The sequence below is a fragment of the Curtobacterium phoenicis genome (genome assembly GCF_047238015.1).
Lineage (GTDB): Bacteria > Actinomycetota > Actinomycetes > Actinomycetales > Microbacteriaceae > Curtobacterium.
In genome coordinates this window covers 1,104,287-1,120,627 of the sequence record NZ_JBDFLZ010000002.1, presented here as the reverse complement: position 1 = coordinate 1,120,627, position 16,341 = coordinate 1,104,287, and the positions used below count along the sequence as shown (strand labels likewise).

Genomic DNA, 16,341 nt, shown 5'->3' with positions numbered 1-16,341 from the left:
GTGTGAGGTCGGCCGCGCTCCACAGGTGCACGGCGTCCAGCGAGCGCGTGGGCGGGACGACCTACGATCTGCGGTGTGTGGAAGACGTGGGCAGCAGTCGTCGGGGTGATCGCCGCCGTCGTGTTCCTCGCCGCGGCCGAACTCGTGGCGGTGTTCCTCGGCGGCGCGGGCAGTCCGCTCGTCGGCGTGGGCGGCGCCGTGATCGACCTCGCACCACGCGGCGCGAAGGACCTCATGGTCTCCCTGTTCGGGACCGGCGACAAGGTCGCCCTCTTCGTGCTGATGATCGTCCTCGTCGTGGCGATCAGCGCCGGGGCGGGCGTGCTCGAGCGTCGACGCCCCCCGGGCGGTGCCGTGGTGTTCGCGATCGGCGGCGTCCTGTCGCTGCTCGCCGTGACGACACGCTCCGGGAGCGGCTCGCTCGACGGCGCCCCCACCGTGGTCGGCGTCGCTCTGGCGATCGTCACGCTCCGGGTGCTCCTCGCCCGGCTCCGCCGGTGGGAGGCGACGGCCGACGTCCCGACCAGCCGAGCGGCGACGACCGACCGTCCCGATGGGGGTGCCGCGGGGCCGGAGCGCCGCGCGTTCATCGTCTGGGGCGTCACGACCGCGGCGCTCGCGGTCGTGGTGGGCGGTGCCTCCCGGCTGGGGACCGCGACCATGCAGGCAGCGGTCGCCGCGCGGCGGGCGATCCGCCTGCCGAAGCCCGCGACAGCGGCGCCGGCCGTACCGTCCGGAGCCTCCCTCGACGTCGCGGGCATCACGCCGGTCATCACACCGAACGACGCCTTCTACCGCATCGACACCGCGCTGAGCGTGCCCCAGGTCGACCCCGCGACGTGGAAGCTCCGGATCCACGGCGCGGTCGACCGCGAGGTCGAGGTCACGTGGGACGAACTGCTGGCCCTCCCGCTCGAGGAGCACGTCGCGACGATGAGCTGTGTCTCGAACGAGGTCGGCGGCGACCTCATCGGGACCGCGAAGTGGCTCGGGTACCCGATCCGTGAGCTCCTGGCGAAGGCCGGGCCGCACGACTCGGCGGACATGGTGCTCTCCACGAGCGTCGACGGCTTCACCGCGGGGACGCCGCTCGACGTCCTCGAGGACAGCGGCACCGCCGCGCTCCTGGCCGTCGGGATGAACGGTGAGCCGCTGCCGCCCGAGCACGGGTTCCCGGTGCGCATGGTCGTACCGGGGTTGTTCGGCTACGTCTCCGCGACGAAGTGGGTGACCGACCTGGAGGTCACCCGGTTCGCGGACGCGCAGGGCTACTGGACCCCTCGGGGCTGGTCGGAGCGGGGACCGGTCAAGCTCGAGTCGCGGATCGACGTCCCGCGCGGCGGCAGCAGCGTGCGGGCCGGCTCGACGGTCGCGGTCGCCGGCGTCGCGTGGCACCCGCACACCGGGGTCGAGCGCGTGCAGGTCCGGGTGGACGGTGGCGCGTGGCAGGACGCGACGCTCGCCGAGTCGATCTCGGCGGACACGTGGCGGCAGTGGGTGTGGAAGTGGACGCCGACGAAGGGGACCCACCGCCTGCAGGTCCGGGCGACGAGCGCAGACGGCGAGGTGCAGACGAGTGTCGAACGGGCACCGGCACCGAACGGAGCAACGGGATGGCACGAGGTGACGGTCACGGCGAACTGAACACCGGGCCAGCAGGGACGGCCCCGGTCGGGATGGTCAGGGGCCCCGGCCCCGTTCGTCAGGGATCGCGCGGCTGCCGTCTCACTCCTGGGGCAGCGTCGCCTCCCGGGGCAACGTCGCGACCACGCAGGTGCCGTCGACCGCGTCGTCGTGGACGACCTCGGCGGCGAAGCCGTTCGACCCGAAGATCCGCGCAGACGCCGACGCCTGTGCCGCGGACACCTCGATGACGACGGCGCCACCCGGGCGCAGCCACGGACCCGCTCCTGCAGCGATCCGACGGTGCAGGTCGAGTCCGTCCGCCCCTCCGTCCAACGCCACCCGGTGCTCGTGGTCGCGAGCCTCGGACGGCATCGTCGCGACCGCGTCGGTCGGGACGTACGGCGCGTTCACCGCGATGACGTCGACCGCTCCCCGGAGTCGCTCGGGCAAGGGTCCGAACAGGTCGCCCGAGACGACGATCCCGCGGTCGCCGATGTTCTCCGCCGCCACATCCACCGCGGCGGGGTCGATGTCGGAGGCCACGAGGTCGAGTGCACCGACCCGTTCGAGGAGTGCCACCGCGATCGCGCCCGCCCCGCAGCACAGGTCGACGACGCGGTCGTAGCGGTGGAGCCGCCGAGCAGCCTCGGCCACGACGACAGCCGTGCGGGCCCGCGGTACGAACACCCCGGGCGCGACCCGCACCCGGTGTCCGTCGAACGCCGCCCACCCGAGGACGTACTCGAGCGGTTCGCCGCCCAGCCGCCGCTGGACGAGGCCGCGGAGCCGGACCGGGTCGCCGTCGCCGGCGGCGAGCAGCAGGTCGGCCTCGTCCTCCGCGTAGACGCTGCCGCCTGCACGGAGCCGCGTGGTCAGGGCATCCCGCGCAGCCGAGCTCACCACGGGTCGGTGCGGCTCAGGCCGCGCCGTCGAACATCGACGTCACGGAGCCGTCGTCGAAGACCTCGTGGATGGCGCGCGCGATGAGCGGCGCGATCGGCAGGACCTCGAGACGGTCCCAGCGCTTCTCCTCCGGCAGCGGGAGCGTGTCGGTGACGACGACGCGGTCGATGAACTCGCTCTGGAGGAGCTCGGTGGCCGGGTCGGAGAACACGGCGTGGGTCGCGGCGACCACGACGCCCGTGGCACCGTTCGCCTTGAGCGCCTCGGCGGCCTTCGCGATGGTGCGCCCCGTGTCGATCAGGTCGTCGACGAGCAGGCACACGCGGCCCTTCACGTCACCGACGATCTCGTGCACGGACACCTGGTTCGGCACGAGCGGGTCGCGCCGCTTGTGGATGATCGCGAGGGGCGCCCCGAGCTTCTCCGACCAGATGTCGGCCACGCGCACGCGGCCCATGTCGGGCGAGACGACGGTGAGCGTCGACGGGTCGAGGATCTCCTGGAAGCGCTCGAGCAGGACGGGCATCGCGAAGAGGTGGTCGACCGGACCGTCGAAGAAGCCCTGGATCTGCGCGGCGTGCAGGTCGACGCTCATGATGCGGTGCGCGCCGGCCGCCTTGAAGAGGTCGGCGACGAGACGGGCCGAGATCGGCTCGCGGCCACGACCCTTCTTGTCCTGACGGGCGTACGGGTAGAACGGCGCGACGACGGTGATCCGCTTCGCCGACGCACGTTTGAGGGCGTCCACGATGATGAGCTGCTCCATGAGCCACTCGTTGATCGGCGCCGTGTGCGACTGGATGACGAACGCGTCGCAGCCGCGGACCGACTCGTCGAACCGCGCGTAGAGCTCACCGTTGGCGAACGTTCGAGCGTCGGTCGGGACGAGGTCGACGCCGAGCTCCTCGGCGATCTCCGCGGACAGCGAGGGGTGTGCCCGGCCCGAGACGAGGACGAGTCGCTTCTGACCAGTGGCTTTGATTCCGGACAAGTGCCGTGCTCACTCCCTGACCCCGGAGGGCCGTGTCGATCGACCCGGGGGCCGTCAGATCTGTTCGCCGCGCGCGCGCCGAGCCGCCTCGGCCGCCGGCGTTCCGGGTCGGTGTTCCTCGACCCAGCCGTCGGTGTTGCGCTGTGGGGCGTAGCTGATCGCCAGCGACCCGGCAGGGACGTCCTTGCGGACGGTGGTCCCGGCGCCGGTGTACGCTCCGTCACCAATCCTAACCGGGGCGACGAACACGTTGTGCGACCCGGTCCGGACGTTCGACCCGACCTCGGTACGGTGCTTCGCGACGCCGTCGTAGTTCGCCGTGATCGTGTTCGCCCCGATGTTCGAGTCCTCGCCGACCTCGGCGTCACCGATGTACGACAGGTGCGGGACCTTGCTGGCCCGGCCGATCACGGCGTTCTTCGTCTCCACGAAGGTGCCGATCTTGCCCTGGTCGCCGAGGATCGTCCCGGGTCGCAGGTAGGCGAACGGCCCGACGGAAGCCCCGGCGCCGATGACGGCCAGGGTCGCGTCGACCCGGTTCACGGTGGCGCCCGCGCCGACCTCGGTGTCGCGGAGCGTGGTGTCCGGACCGACGACCGCCCCGGAGGCGATGGCGGTGGCCCCGACGAGTTGCGTGCCCGGCAGGACCTCGGCGTCCGGCTCGATCGTGACGTCGAGGTCGATCCAGGTCGTCGCCGGGTCCTGCACGGTGACACCGGCGACCTGGTGGCGGCGGACGATCCGGGCGTTCAGCTCACGGGCGGCGTCGGACAGCTGCGCGCGGTCGTTGATGCCGGCGACGAGCCACGGGTCGGTGAGCGTGACGACGTCGATGCGCCCACCCCGCTCGCCGATGAGCGCCGGCGCGTCGGTGATGTACTTCTCCCCCTGCGCGTTCGCCGTCGTGAGCGAGGGCAGGACCGCGCGGAGGTGGGTGACGTCGAACGCGTAGATGCCGGCGTTCGCCTCGGTGATCGTCAGCTGCTCGGGCGTCGCGTCCTTGTGCTCCACGACCCCCACGAACGCTCCGTCGGCATCGCGCACGATGCGACCGAGGCCGGTGGGGTCCGGGGCGATCGCGCTCACGAAGGTGGCACCGTTGCCGCCGCCGACGTGGGCGTCCACGAGCGACCGGAGGGACACGGCGTCGAGCAACGGCACGTCGCCCGAGAGCACCACGACGGCGCCGTCGAAGTCGTCGGGGAGCGCCTGCACCGCCACCTCGACGGCGCGGCCGGTACCGGGGACGTCGTCCTGGTCGACCACGAGGGCGTCCGGCGCACGCTCGACGACCTCGGCCGCGACACGGTCACGCTCGTGCCGCACCACGACGGCGACGTGCTCGGGCTCGAGCGACGAGGCGGTCCGCAGCACGTGCGCGATGAGCGGCAGCCCGGCGAGGCGGTGCAGCACCTTGGGCGTGGCGGACTTCATGCGGGTGCCCTGGCCTGCGGCGAGGACGACGACGGCGATGCGCTGGTCGGTCATGCCCCCCATCCTGGCGCACGCTGCCTCGACGGGCGGTCCGGACCGCTGTGCCGGGCGGAACCGTGCGCGGTGCCGCAGCACCCACACGTCGCGAACCGGTTACCCGGACGGGATCCGCCCTTCCACCCACGGCCGGGAACCCGCGCTGCTCAGCCCAGGTCCGCCGCGTTCCCGGTGCCGCACTTCGACACCCCGCCCATGCTCGACTTCGTGGTGGCCGCACCGAACTGGATGCGTTCGACGTCGCCGCCGCTCCCGTTCACGAGGAACCGGTCCGCGCCCGAGGTCATCTTGTCCGTCGAGTACTCGACCGTCAGACCGTCCTCGGCCCAGCGCTTCCCCACCGACTTCGTCACGGCCTCAGGGTCGCGCACGCCTGCGCCCGTCCGCACGATGTTGTACAGCGCCCCCGCTGAACCGTCGGGGAGCACGCACTCCTGCGGGTACTCCTGCGACTGGGCGGCGTCCCAGTCGACGCCGGAACGGCCCATGGTCTCCTCGACGTAGGCAGCTGCGAGCCGACGTTGGTGCTCGGCAGTGGGCACAGGTTCCACGGTGTCCTCCTTGGTCGGGTTGCCCGCGGCGCACCCCGCGAGCACGAAGGCGGCGAGCAGCACTGCCCCGAGCGCCGACGGTCGTCTGGTCACCTCGACGGTCCCATCATGTTGTCGAACAGCGTCTTGTCATGATCGCTCATCCCGGCGGCATCGGCCGGAGTCATGCCGGCTCCGCCGTTCATCGTGGCCCGCGCAACGTTGTTCAGGGCTTCCGTGCCGTAGTCGAAGTACCCGGGTCCCGCCGCCGTACCCGATCGGGTCGTGCATCGTCGTCTGGTGACCTTCGGAGGGGTCTCCGCCGTTGGTCCCGAACGTCGTCGCGCCGAACGAGGAGTCCATCGGGTCGTCACGGCCGCTCCCAAGTCGTCCGAGCCACGCGTACTGGTCACGCGGATTGTCGTTCACGTCCTTCGTGGGCAGGCCGGACGTCGCCTGCCCTGCGTACACGTGGTCAGCATCGATCCCCTTCGCGCCTCCGACGTCACCCTCGATCCCAGCTGACGCGACTGCCACGAAGTTGTCCACGTGCACACCTGTGCCGTGCAGCGCGTCGGCGCCCGTCGTCGTCCCGTACGAGTGCCCGACGACGTTCAAGGTGAGATCGTCGGTCCGCGTCGCTCGGAAGCCGGCCAGGTCGTCAGCGAGCCGCGCAGCACCAGCCCGCCTTCGCCGCGAGCTTGGCTTCCTCGGTCTCGACCTGGGCCGCCAGGTCGCGTGGGAAGACCGCCGCCTGTTCGAGCGTCGCGTCGACGGCGTCGATCATGCCCTGGTGAGCGAGCGACAGCCCGGCCGCGCGGCTGATCACCTCGACGACACCGAGACACCCCTCGTCGAGGCCGGTGAAGCGTTGCGCGTCCGCTCCGAGCGCCGATCGCGCTTCGGTCAGCGCCGCCGTGACCGCAGCCAGCGTCTCCGACTCGACCCGGAGCTCCCCAGCACCCATGACTCCCCCGTGTTCCCCTCGACGTCGCCGCAGTAGCGTATCAGCGGCCGGCAGGCTCCGCCCGCACGAACGCCATGCACACCAGCCCCGCCACGAGCACGACCACGATCCCGAGGATGCCGTACCGCGTCGATCCGCCGATCGTCACCGCGACCGCGAACAGCGTCGGGGCGAGGAACGTCGCCGCGCGTCCGGTGGTGGCGTACAGGCCGAAGAGCTCCCCTTCGCGGCCGGGGGTCGCGAGCCGGGCGAGGTAGGCCCGCGACGACGCCTGCACCGGCCCGACGAACAGCGCGAGCGTGAGCCCGAGCACCCAGAACAGCGTGGCCGAGGACCCGGCCGCCAGCACCCCGAGCCCGCAGAGGGCGAGCCCGACGAGCGAGACCATGATGAGCGCGCGGGAACCGAACCGGTCGTCGAGCCGGCCGGACGCGAACGTCGCGACACCCGCGACGACGTTGGCGGCGATCGCGAACAGGATCACCTGCGAGGGGGTGAAGCCGAACACCTGCGCGGCGATGATCCCGCCGAAGGTGAACACGGCACCGACGCCGTCCCGGAAGACGGCGCTGGCGACGAGGAACCCGAGGACGTTCCGGCGCTCCCGCCACAGCCGTGCGACGTCGCGAGCGAGGTCCCGGTAGGCCGCGAACACGTTCCCGCCGCGGGACCGGTCGGCGGCCGCCTCGGGCACCACGAGGAAGAGCGGTACCGAACTCACGGCGAGCCAGACGGCGGCGATCCCGATCGCGACGCGGACGTCCCACTGTCCGGTCGCGACGGTGGCGGGCAGCTGCAGGAGCCCCGCGACGTCACCGCGCCCGAAGTCCTGGATGCAGAGGACGAGCAGGACGACCAGGAGCACGATGCCGCCGAAGTACCCCGCGGCCCAGCCGATCGCGGACACCCGACCCGTGCGGTCCGCCGGGGCGACCTGTCCGAGCATCGCGTTGTAGCCGACGCTCGCGATCTCGTACGCGACCGTGCCGATGCCGAGCAGGGCGGCGCCGAGGTACAGGTACGGCTGGCTCGGGGCGACGAACACCATGCCGCCGATGGAGAGCGCGATGCCGATCGTCGCGATGAGGACGGACCGGCGACGGTGTCCGGTGCTGTCCGCGAGCCGGCCGACCGCGGGTGCGACGAGGGCGACGACGATCCCGGCGATCGCGAGCGTGGTCGACACCACGGCGGCGTTGTGCGCGAGCTCGCGCTCCACGAGGGCCTTCCCCGCAGGCGTCGTGTCCGCGACGAGTGCCGGGTCGACGAACGCCCGGCTCGCGAGGTACGTGCTGAAGACGAAGGTGGTCACGACCGCGTTGAAGGCCGCGGACCCCCAGTCCCACAGCGCCCACGAGACGAGCGCGCGGCGGTCGGTGCGCTGCGGTGGCACGGCGGTGGGCGACACGGTCATGGCCGAACCGTAGCGCGTCCGGGTGTCGCGCGGGTGGTCCCCGACGAGGGGGCACCGCCGGTCGCGTGGCGGGTGCGCAGGACGGCCTGGAGGCTCGTGGCGGCGCCGCCACGAGCCTCCAGGCCGACAGCCGGTCACGCCGGGCGCGGGGCGCGACGCGCACCGGCGACCCACCGGACGCGCGCACGGTCCGCGAGGACCGTCTCAGCCGACGGTGAGCGACCCACCGGACTCCCGGACGCGGCCGTGCTTCGGCACGTACACCTGGAGTCCGTCGAGCGACGTCGTCGTGAAGGCCGAACGGTCTGCGCGGAGGAGCTGCGTCACGGCTCCGGGTACGGGCAGCCGCTGGTCGTCGCCGACCACGATCGCGACGTACGGCCCGCGGTCGAGACGGTTGGAGCCGAGGTCCCCGACGTAGGGGCGGAAGAGCGTCGGCGTCGCGGCCGCGAAGAGGATCGGCCCGTCCGGTACGCCCTCGCGTCCGAGGTACCCGGGCAGCCGGGCGATGCCGGTCGGGTGCGCGCGGACCACGGCCTCGCTGAGCCGGACCGACGGCACCACGAGTGCGACGACGAGCACGAGGACCACGGGCACCGTGAGCCACCGCGGCGGGACGGTCGCGAGGCGCGCGAGACCGATCGCGGCGAGCACGAGCAGGAAGGGCATCCACGCCGTGTAGTACGTCGGCAGCGCGATCTTGGCGACGACGACGTAGAACCCGGCGACGAGCAGGAACGCGACGCCGACGTACGCCACGAGCCGGTCGGACCGGACGACCAGGGCGGCGACGACCCCGACCGCGACGACGAGGAGCAGGGCCTCCCCGGTGCCGTTCGCCATGAACTGCAGGCTCGCCCACCACGGTGCGAAGGTGTAGATCTTCCCGTCGATCGTGATGGGGTGCCCGTTGGTGTTCTGGCCCTCCTGGAACGTGATCATGTACGTGATCGCGGACCGGATGCCCATCGGCAGGTACAGCGCGACGAACGTGACCGCGAACGCCGCGGCCCAGAGCGCCCCGCCGACGATGCCCCTCCGCGCGGCGCGGAACAGGAACGGCAGCAGCAGGAACGCGGGCAGCAGGACCACCGTCGACACCTTCGAGGTGACCGAGAGGGCCATGAGCACCCCGGACACCGGGGCCAGCCACCAGGCCCGCTCACTGCGGATCCACCACCACGCGGCGACGATCGCGAACACCGCGAACGCCGTCATCACCGGGTCGAGGAGCGCCAGACGGTCGACGCGCGGCCCGGCTCCGCCGCGCGGGGTCAGCCACCACAGTGCCGCCGCGAGGAGGCCACCCCACCACCCGACCTCACGGCGGATCCAGAGGAACACGACCACGCCGACCGCGAGGGTCAGCAGCCCGACGAGGACCCGCGGTCCGATCGGTCCCTGTCCGGCGACGAACTGTGCGAGGCCGAAGAGGTACTTCGCGGTCGGCGGGTGCTCACGGTTGTTCGTGAAGTCGCCGTGGACGTACTGCCACCCCGCTCGGACGTAGATGTCCTCGTCGCCCGTGACGTTGGGCCCGCCGAGGTTCCAGAGGCACTGGAAGAGTGCCCACGTGCCGATGACGACGAGGGCGCCGACACGGATGCGGACGTCGTGGGCGAGGGACAGTACTCGGGTCGGCACCCGACGAACCTACTCGAGCGCAGTGCTCACGCGGGCACGCCGCCCGGGTGCACGATCGACTTGAGCGATGCCGGGTCGGTGTCGCTCTCGAGGGCCTCGCGGACGTCGTCGAGCCCGTAGCGCCCCGTGACGAGCGAGTCGAGGTCGACCTGCCCGGACGCGACCAAGCCGATCGCGACCGGCCAGGTGTTCGTGTACCGGAAGATCCCGGTGACCGTGACCTCGAGGTTCTGGATGTGCTCGACCGGCAGCGTCATCTCCGAGTTGCCGAGCCCGACGAGGACCGCGGCACCGGCGGGTCCGACCGCCCTGATGCCGTCGGAGACCGCGCGGGGCGCACCGCTCGCGTCGATGAAGGCGTCGACCGGCACGATGTCGGCGGTGACGTCGACCGTCGCCGGGTCGACCACCTCGGTCGCGCCGAAGGACAGCGCCCGCTCCCGACGCTCGGCGACGAGGTCGCTCACGACGATCCGCGTCGCGCCGAAGGCCCGCGCGACCTGGGCGCAGATCACACCGATCGGACCGGCGCCCGCGATGAGCACGGACGACCCGGGGACGATGCCGGCCTTGCGCGCAGCGGCGATCCCGACCGACAGGGGCTCGAGGAGCGCACCGGCCTCGAACGAGACCGCGTCGGGCAGGGTGTGCGCGAACACCGACTCGATCGTGACGTACTCGGTGAACGCGCCGTCCACGGGCGGCGTCGCGTAGAAGCGCATGTGCGGGCAGAGGTTGTACCGGCCGGCGAGGCACTGCGCACACCGGTGGCACGGCCGCTGCGGCTCGACGGCGACGCGCTCGCCCACGCGGGACGCCTCGACGCCCTCACCGACGGCGACGATCGTGCCGGACAGCTCGTGACCGAGGACGAGCGGCTCCTCGACGACGAAGTCGCCGATCCGTCCGTGCCGGTAGTAGTGGACGTCGGAGCCGCAGACGCCGACCGCCGCCACACGGACGAGCACGTCGCCGGGCTGGGGTGTCGGGACGGGTCGCTCCTCGACGGTGAGGTCCTGGGTGCCGAGGAGCACGCTCGTGCGCTGCTGCTCCGGGAGCTGCCTGGTCATGCGGGTCTCGCTTCCTCGACCGCTGCGTCGCGGTCGGTCTGGGGATCGTGCGTGCTGGGGGCCGGGCGCGTCCCGGCGGCCGGGTTGGTCCCGGGGGCCGGGACTAGCCCGGCGGCCGGGGTCGTCCGCGCGACCGCGGCCGGGTCACGCAGGAGGTCCCGGAAGCCGACCTCGGCCGCCCCCCGCGTCAGGACGTCGTCGCCGAGGGCCGCCGGGACGATGCGGAGCCGATCGGCCGTGCCGGGCATCGACTGCGCCCGGACGGCCTCGAGGATCCGGTCGCCCACGTGCGTCAGGAGCACTCCGAGGAACCCGCCGAGCACGACGACCTCGGGGTTGACGGTGTGGATCGCGTTGCGCAGGGCGGTCGCGAGCGCGGACACCTGGCGGTCCACGACGGCTTCGAGCGCCGGTCGTCCCTCGGCGAGCGCCCGGGCGAGGGCGCGGAGGTCGTCAGGCGCTGTGCCGGCCGCGGTCGTCAGGGCCTCGCGCGAGGCCTCGGTCTCGAGGCACCCGACGGCGCCGCAGTGGCAGCGGATGCCGTTCGCCGCCACGAAGGTGTGGCCGAGCTCGCCGGCGTACCCGTCGGCGCCGCTCAGGGGCCGGGCCGCGGCGATGACCCCGCCACCGATGCCGCTCGCGCCACCGTTGAGGTAGACGAGGTCGTCGACGCCGCGGCCGCTCCCGGCGAGCCGTTCGGCCCAGGCGCCGAGGTTGGCGTCGTTCGCGACGGCGACGGGGAGGCCGGTGCGTGCGGCGAGGGGTCCGGCGACGGGTTCGTCGCGCCAGCCGAGGTGCGGGGCGTACTGGACGGTGCCGTCCTCGACCCGGACGGTGCCCGGGACGGCGACGCCGACACCGACGACGCGGACCGCGGCCGAGCGCTCGACCGTGTCGCCCGAGCCGCCCGCGCGGTCGCCCGCGTCGCGCGCCCGCTCGCCCGCGTCCGCCGTCAGCGCACGGAGCAGCGCCGCGATCGTGTCGACCGCCTCCGGCCCGGTCGGCGGGCGGACCTGCGGGGCGGCGCGGTGGTGCCGGACGGACCCGTCGAGGCCTACGAGTGCGACCGTCACGGCGTCGATCTCCACCACGGCCGCCGCGGCCACGACGTCCGCCGATGCCCGGACCACCGGACTCGGTCGACCGACCCCGGTGCCGCGGACCCCGGCGGGCGGAGCCTCCTCGTGCACGAGTCCGAGGTCGACGAGCTCACCGACGAGCGTGAGGGTCGTCGAGCGGTTCAGTCCCGTGCGGCGGGTGACCTCGGCGCGGCTGATCGGCCCCTCCTCGTGCACGAGCCGGAGGACACGTGCGGCGTTGCCGGGCGTGGTCTGCGGTGGCAAGCGGTCCTCCTTCGGTCGTGGTGGGTGGTCGTGTCGGCCGAGTCTCGGCACTGCGGACAGTTTCGCGGTCGCGGGATCGCGAAACTGTCCGCCTGGCCGAGTCTCGGCCCGCGCGCGGCGCGGCGCGGCGAGGCGCGGCGACCGCGGCGCGGCGAACGCGGCGCGGCGAACGCGAACGCGGCTAGCGCGAGCGCGAGAACGCGGCGTCGAACGCGGCGTCCGGCGGGGCGATCGTGCCGAGCTTCCGCACGAACGCGAGCGCCTCGGGGCCGCCGACGAGCCGGTCCATGCCCGCGTCCTCCCACTCGACACTGGTCGGGCCGTCGTACCCGATGTGGTTCAGCACGCGGAACACCCGCTCCCAGGGCACGTCCCCGTGGCCGGCGGTGACGAAGTCCCAGCCGCGCCGGGGGTCGCCCCACGGCAGGTGCGAGGACAGCCGCCCGTTCCGCCCGTCGAGCTGCTTGACCGACTCCTTGCAGTGCACGTGGTAGACCCGGTCGGCGAAGTCGAGCAGGAAGGCAGCGGGATCGAGGTCCTGCCAGACGAAGTGCGACGGGTCGAAGTTGAACCCGAACGCCGGGCGGTCCGCGAACACGTCCAACGTCCGTCGAGCGGTCCAGTAGTCGTACGCGATCTCGGACGGGTGCACCTCGAGCGCGAAGCGGACGCCGACCTCCTCGAACACGTCGAGGATGGGTGACCAGCGGTCGTGGAAGTCCTGGTAGCCGGCGTCGACCATACCCGGCGGCACGGGCGGGAACCCGGCGACGGTCTTCCAGATCGACGAGCCCGAGAACCCGGTGACCGTCCGCACGCCGAGAGCGGCGGCCGCACGCGCGGTCCACTGGAGTTCCTCGGCGGCCCGCTGGCGGACGCCCTCGGGGTCGCCGTCGCCCCACACGTGCTCCGGGACGATGTCCTGGTGCCGCTGGTCGATCGGGTCGTCGCACACGGCCTGGCCGACGAGGTGGTTCGCGATCGTCCAGACCTGCAGGCCGTTGCGCTCGAGGACCGCCTTGCGGTCCGCCACGTAGTCCGGGTCGGTCGCGGCGCGCCGCACGTCGAGGTGGTCGCCCCAGCAGGCGATCTCGAGGCCGTCGTAGCCCCACTCCCCGGCGAGGCGCGCCACCTCCTCGAAGGGCAGGTCGGCCCACTGTCCGGTGAACAGGGTGACCGGCCGGGAGGCGCGGGTCGCGTCCGCCGCGCCCGTCCCGTCCGTCGCGTCGGTCCCCTCGGTCGTCGCCGGTCCGTCCGTCGTCGTCATCGTCGTCGTCCTTCCTCGCGTGTGCTGTGGGTCACCAGGACCCGGGGGTGGCCCCGGCCGGTACGGTCTCGGGCCGGTCGACGTGCGACCGCACCTCGACCACGGTGTGCTCGCGGGCGGCGGTCGCGACGGCCTCCATCACCTCGAGCACGTGGAACGCGAGGTCGCCGCTCGCCCGGTGCGGCCGGTCGCTGTCGATCGCGTGCGCCATGTCGGCGAGGCCGTAGCCCCGCCCGGCGTCGGCGTACCCGGCGGTCACCGGCAGCTCGCGCCACTCGCGGTCGTCGGCGGTCGCGATCGACACCGGGTCCGAGAAGCGGTTCGGGTCCGGGACGCCGAGCGTGCCGGACGTGCCGTACACCTCGAACAGCGGCGCCCGGGTCGCCCAGACCTCGAACGACACCGTGACCGTCGAGACGACGCCGTTCGCGTGCTCGAGCACGGCCACCACGTGCGTGTCGATGTCGACCCGGAGCGGTGTCCCGGCGGCGGGTCCGGTCGCGATGGTGCGTTCACGGTCGGACCGGGTGGACGCGCCGCTCACGCGGGCGACCGGGCCGAAGAACTGCACGAGGCTCGTCAGGTAGTACGGCCCCATGTCGAGCAGCGGACCGCCACCGGGCTGGTAGTAGAACGCCGGCGCCGGGTGCCAGAGCTCGTGGCCCGGTGCCGACCACGACACGGCGGCACCGACCGGCGTGCCGATGAGTCCGTCGTCGAGCGCGGCTCGAGCGGTCTGGATGCCGGTGCCGAGCACGGTGTCGGGCGCGCTGCCGACCCGCAGACCCGAGCGACGGGCGAGGTCGAGCACGGGCTGCGCCTCGGCGGTGGACATGGCGAGCGGCTTCTCGCCGTACACGTGCTTGCCGGCCTCGAGCGCACGCGTGGCGACCTCGGCGTGCGCGGCCGGGATCGTCAGGTTGAGCACGACGTCGACGTCGTCGGCGGCGAGCAGGTCGTCGACCGAGGACCCTCGGACGCCCTGCGTCTCGCCCACCGACTGCGCGCGGGCGACGTCGATGTCCGCGACCGCGGTGAGCTCGAGCCCGGCCAGTGCCGGGAAGTGCTCGAAGTACTGCTGGCTGATGACGCCGACCCCGACGACACCGACCCTCATCGGGCTGCCCACAGGAGTCCCCTCTCGATGATCGTGCGGAGCGGCTGCGACTCGACGACCTCGAGCCGGTGACCCGGTGCCGAGACGAACACGCGCCCCTGCCCCCACTGCCGGGTCCAGATCGCGGGCGCCGTGACCGGTCGGTTCCAGGCGTCGAAGTCCCGGGCCTCCTGCGTGGTCGTCGCCAGGACGTCGTTGTACTCGTCCGAGAGCACCCAGTACTGCTCGGTCACGAGGTCGAAGTCCTCGATGCCCTGCGTGATCGGGTGCTCGTGCCCGGCCTCGGTGATGTGCACCGTGTACGGGATGTAGTTGTCCGACTGCTCGCCGGTGCGCTCGGACGGGTGCTTGCCCGCGTGGTGCGCGAACTGCCCACCGATCATGTGGAGGTAGTCGGCGGTGTTCCGGAACGCGTCCGCGATCCCGCCGTGCCACCCGGCGAGGCCCGCACCACCGAGGACGGCCTTCTGGAGGCCGGCGAACTCGTCGTCGGTGATCGTCGACATCGTGACGATCTGCACGATGAGGTCGACGTCCGCCATCACGGCGTCGTCGGCGTAGACCGCGGTCGACTCGGACACCTGCACGTCGAAGCCGTTGTCCCGCAGGAACGGGATGAAGAGGTCCGTGGTCTCGACGGGCATGTGGCCGTCCCATCCGCCGCGGACGACGAGGGCCTTCCTGGTGTCCGCCACTCAGATCACCGTCCAGGCGCTGCCGTCGGCCGCGCTGCGCTCGACCGCGTCGAGGACCTGCTGCACGTGCAGCCCCTCCTCGAACGACGGGGACGGGTCCTCGCCCGCGACGATCGCCTGCACGAAGTCCTTCACCTCGTGGCTGAAGGTGTGTTCGTAGCCGATGAGGTGCCCGGTCGGCCACCACGCTGCCATGTAGGGGTGCTCGGGCTCGGTCACGATGATCCGCTGGAAGCCCTGCTCACCTGCCGGGGCGGTGGCGTCGTAGAACCGCAGCTCGTTCATCGACTCGAGGTCGAACTGGATCGCTCCTGCGGACCCGCTGATCTCCAGGGTGAGGCCGTTCTTCCGGCCGGTCGCGTACCGCGTGGCCTCGAACGTGCCGATCGCGCCGTCCGCCGCGCCGCCCGCGAGCCGGGCCGTGAAGAACGCGGCGTCGTCGACCGTGACCTGCCCGCGCTCCTCCGAGGCGGTACCGGACAGCCCGACGCCCTCGGCCATGAGCGGACGTTCCGTCACGAAGGTCTCGAGCGTGCCGGAGACCGTCGCGAGGGACGCCCCCGTGACGTGCTCGACGAGGTCGATCGCGTGCGCCCCGATGTCACCGAGGGAGCCGGAGCCCGCGAGCGACTTGTCGAGTCGCCAGGTCATCGGGCCGTCGGGATCCGCCAACCAGTCCTGCAGGTAGAGCGCGCGGACCTGGCGGACGGTGCCGAGCCTCCCGGCCGCCACCAGCTGCTTCGCGAACGCGATGGCGGGCACCCGACGGTAGCTGAAGCCGACCATCGAGCGGACGCCCGACGTCCGCGCAGCGGCGGCGGCCGCGGTCATCGCCTCGGCCTCGGCGACGGAGTTGGCGAGGGGCTTCTCGCAGAGCACGTGCTTGCCGGCCTCGAGCGCGGCGATCGCCACCTCGACGTGCGAGGAGCCGGGCGAGCAGATGTCGACCACGTCGACGTCGGGGTCCGTGACGGCCGCACGCCAGTCGGTCGACGCCGCCTGCCAGCCGTACTGCCGTCGGGCCGCCTCGGTCCGCTCCGGATCACGGCCGACGATCACCGCCATCTCCGGTTCGACCCCGAGGTCGAAGAACCTGGGGGCGGTCCGCCACCCCTGCGAGTGGGCGGCTCCCATGAAGCCGTGGCCCACCATCGCCACACGCAGTCGATCCTGCGCCTGTCGGTCCGATGCCATTCGTTCGCTCCTTTGCGATCACGCTTGCCAGAGTCAACACTACCGCTTATGTTGGGCGCGGCAACATTTTGTTTCGACGACGAACGGTG

15 protein-coding genes are annotated in these 16,341 nt (G+C 72.6%); 1 reads left to right on the top strand and 14 read right to left on the bottom strand.

The genetic code is table 11. The features are described 5' to 3' along the window. Nucleotides 1–66: 66 nt before the first annotated feature. Entirely contained in the window at nt 67–1,644 is a 1,578-nt protein-coding gene (locus ABC270_RS05595) for a molybdopterin-dependent oxidoreductase (protein ID WP_412882043.1), read from the top strand. An 81-nt stretch (nt 1,645–1,725) separates the two neighbouring features. On the opposite strand, the gene ABC270_RS05590 is transcribed toward ABC270_RS05595, so the two are convergent. The 14 genes from ABC270_RS05590 to ABC270_RS05525 all read right to left on the bottom strand — a co-directional run bounded on the left by ABC270_RS05590 (nt 1,726) and on the right by ABC270_RS05525 (nt 16,252). Beyond that, nucleotides 1,726–2,526 carry a putative protein N(5)-glutamine methyltransferase gene (locus tag ABC270_RS05590; RefSeq protein WP_412879873.1) on the bottom strand — a complete coding sequence of 267 codons (801 nt, stop codon included), beginning with the start codon at nt 2,524–2,526 and terminating at the stop codon, nt 1,726–1,728. A gap of 16 nt (nt 2,527–2,542) precedes the next feature. Then, nucleotides 2,543–3,520, bottom strand: a complete 978-nt coding sequence (locus ABC270_RS05585; protein WP_412879872.1) for a ribose-phosphate diphosphokinase — start codon at nt 3,518–3,520, stop codon at nt 2,543–2,545. 54 nt (nt 3,521–3,574) lie between these two features. Beyond that, on the bottom strand, nt 3,575–5,008 hold the full coding sequence (glmU, locus tag ABC270_RS05580) for a bifunctional UDP-N-acetylglucosamine diphosphorylase/glucosamine-1-phosphate N-acetyltransferase GlmU (protein WP_412879871.1): 1,434 nt from the start codon (nt 5,006–5,008) through the stop codon (nt 3,575–3,577). A gap of 149 nt (nt 5,009–5,157) precedes the next feature. After that, nucleotides 5,158–5,655: a hypothetical protein gene (locus ABC270_RS05575; RefSeq protein ID WP_412879870.1), complete on the bottom strand. Its 498-nt coding sequence runs from the start codon at nt 5,653–5,655 to the stop codon at nt 5,158–5,160. A 36-nt stretch (nt 5,656–5,691) separates the two neighbouring features. Then, nucleotides 5,692–6,198: an alpha/beta hydrolase gene (locus ABC270_RS05570; RefSeq protein ID WP_412882042.1), complete on the bottom strand. Its 507-nt coding sequence runs from the start codon at nt 6,196–6,198 to the stop codon at nt 5,692–5,694. A 4-nt stretch (nt 6,199–6,202) separates the two neighbouring features. Next, nucleotides 6,203–6,508: a hypothetical protein gene (locus ABC270_RS05565; protein WP_412879869.1), complete on the bottom strand. Its 306-nt coding sequence runs from the start codon at nt 6,506–6,508 to the stop codon at nt 6,203–6,205. 40 nt (nt 6,509–6,548) lie between these two features. Then, a complete protein-coding gene (locus ABC270_RS05560) occupies nt 6,549–7,922 on the bottom strand; it encodes an MFS transporter (RefSeq protein WP_412879868.1) in 1,374 nt (457 codons plus the stop codon). Between the two features lie 204 nt (nt 7,923–8,126). Next, the gene (locus ABC270_RS05555) at nt 8,127–9,566 is read right to left on the bottom strand and encodes a glycosyltransferase family 39 protein (protein WP_412879867.1); all 1,440 of its coding nucleotides are present in this window, start codon (nt 9,564–9,566) and stop codon (nt 8,127–8,129) included. A 26-nt stretch (nt 9,567–9,592) separates the two neighbouring features. Beyond that, a complete protein-coding gene (locus tag ABC270_RS05550; RefSeq protein WP_412879866.1) occupies nt 9,593–10,636 on the bottom strand; it encodes an NAD(P)-dependent alcohol dehydrogenase in 1,044 nt (347 codons plus the stop codon). Next, on the bottom strand, nt 10,633–11,979 hold the full coding sequence (locus tag ABC270_RS05545) for an ROK family transcriptional regulator (protein WP_412879865.1): 1,347 nt from the start codon (nt 11,977–11,979) through the stop codon (nt 10,633–10,635). Before ABC270_RS05545 ends, ABC270_RS05550 begins: the two co-directional genes overlap by 4 nt. A gap of 181 nt (nt 11,980–12,160) precedes the next feature. Then, nucleotides 12,161–13,246: a sugar phosphate isomerase/epimerase family protein gene (locus ABC270_RS05540; RefSeq protein ID WP_412879864.1), complete on the bottom strand. Its 1,086-nt coding sequence runs from the start codon at nt 13,244–13,246 to the stop codon at nt 12,161–12,163. Nucleotides 13,247–13,277: 31 nt separating this feature from the next. Further along, complete coding sequence (locus ABC270_RS05535) at nt 13,278–14,375, bottom strand: Gfo/Idh/MocA family protein (RefSeq protein ID WP_412879863.1); 1,098 nt, start codon at nt 14,373–14,375, stop codon at nt 13,278–13,280. Then, nucleotides 14,360–15,007, bottom strand: coding sequence for a ThuA domain-containing protein (locus tag ABC270_RS05530; RefSeq protein WP_412882041.1), 648 nt, complete (start codon nt 15,005–15,007; stop codon nt 14,360–14,362). Before ABC270_RS05530 ends, ABC270_RS05535 begins: the two co-directional genes overlap by 16 nt. Before the next feature lie 51 nt (nt 15,008–15,058). Continuing rightward, entirely contained in the window at nt 15,059–16,252 is a 1,194-nt protein-coding gene (locus ABC270_RS05525; protein WP_412879862.1) for a Gfo/Idh/MocA family protein, read from the bottom strand. Between the last annotated feature and the right edge of the window lie 89 nt (nt 16,253–16,341).

Bases quoted from the DNA above. Each gene is read 5' to 3' on its own strand.
- glmU (WP_412879871.1), bottom strand. From the start codon at position 5,008: ATGACCGACCAGCGCATCGCCGTCGTCGTCCTCGCCGCAGGCCAGGGC.
- ABC270_RS05540 (WP_412879864.1), bottom strand. From the start codon at position 13,246: ATGACGACGACGGACGGACCGGCGACGACCGAGGGGACCGACGCGACG.
- ABC270_RS05530 (WP_412882041.1), bottom strand. From the start codon at position 15,007: ATGCCCGTCGAGACCACGGACCTCTTCATCCCGTTCCTGCGGGACAAC.
- ABC270_RS05550 (WP_412879866.1), bottom strand. From the start codon at position 10,636: ATGACCAGGCAGCTCCCGGAGCAGCAGCGCACGAGCGTGCTCCTCGGC.
- ABC270_RS05565 (WP_412879869.1), bottom strand. From the start codon at position 6,508: ATGGGTGCTGGGGAGCTCCGGGTCGAGTCGGAGACGCTGGCTGCGGTC.
- ABC270_RS05525 (WP_412879862.1), bottom strand. From the start codon at position 16,252: ATGGCATCGGACCGACAGGCGCAGGATCGACTGCGTGTGGCGATGGTG.
- ABC270_RS05560 (WP_412879868.1), bottom strand. From the start codon at position 7,922: ATGACCGTGTCGCCCACCGCCGTGCCACCGCAGCGCACCGACCGCCGC.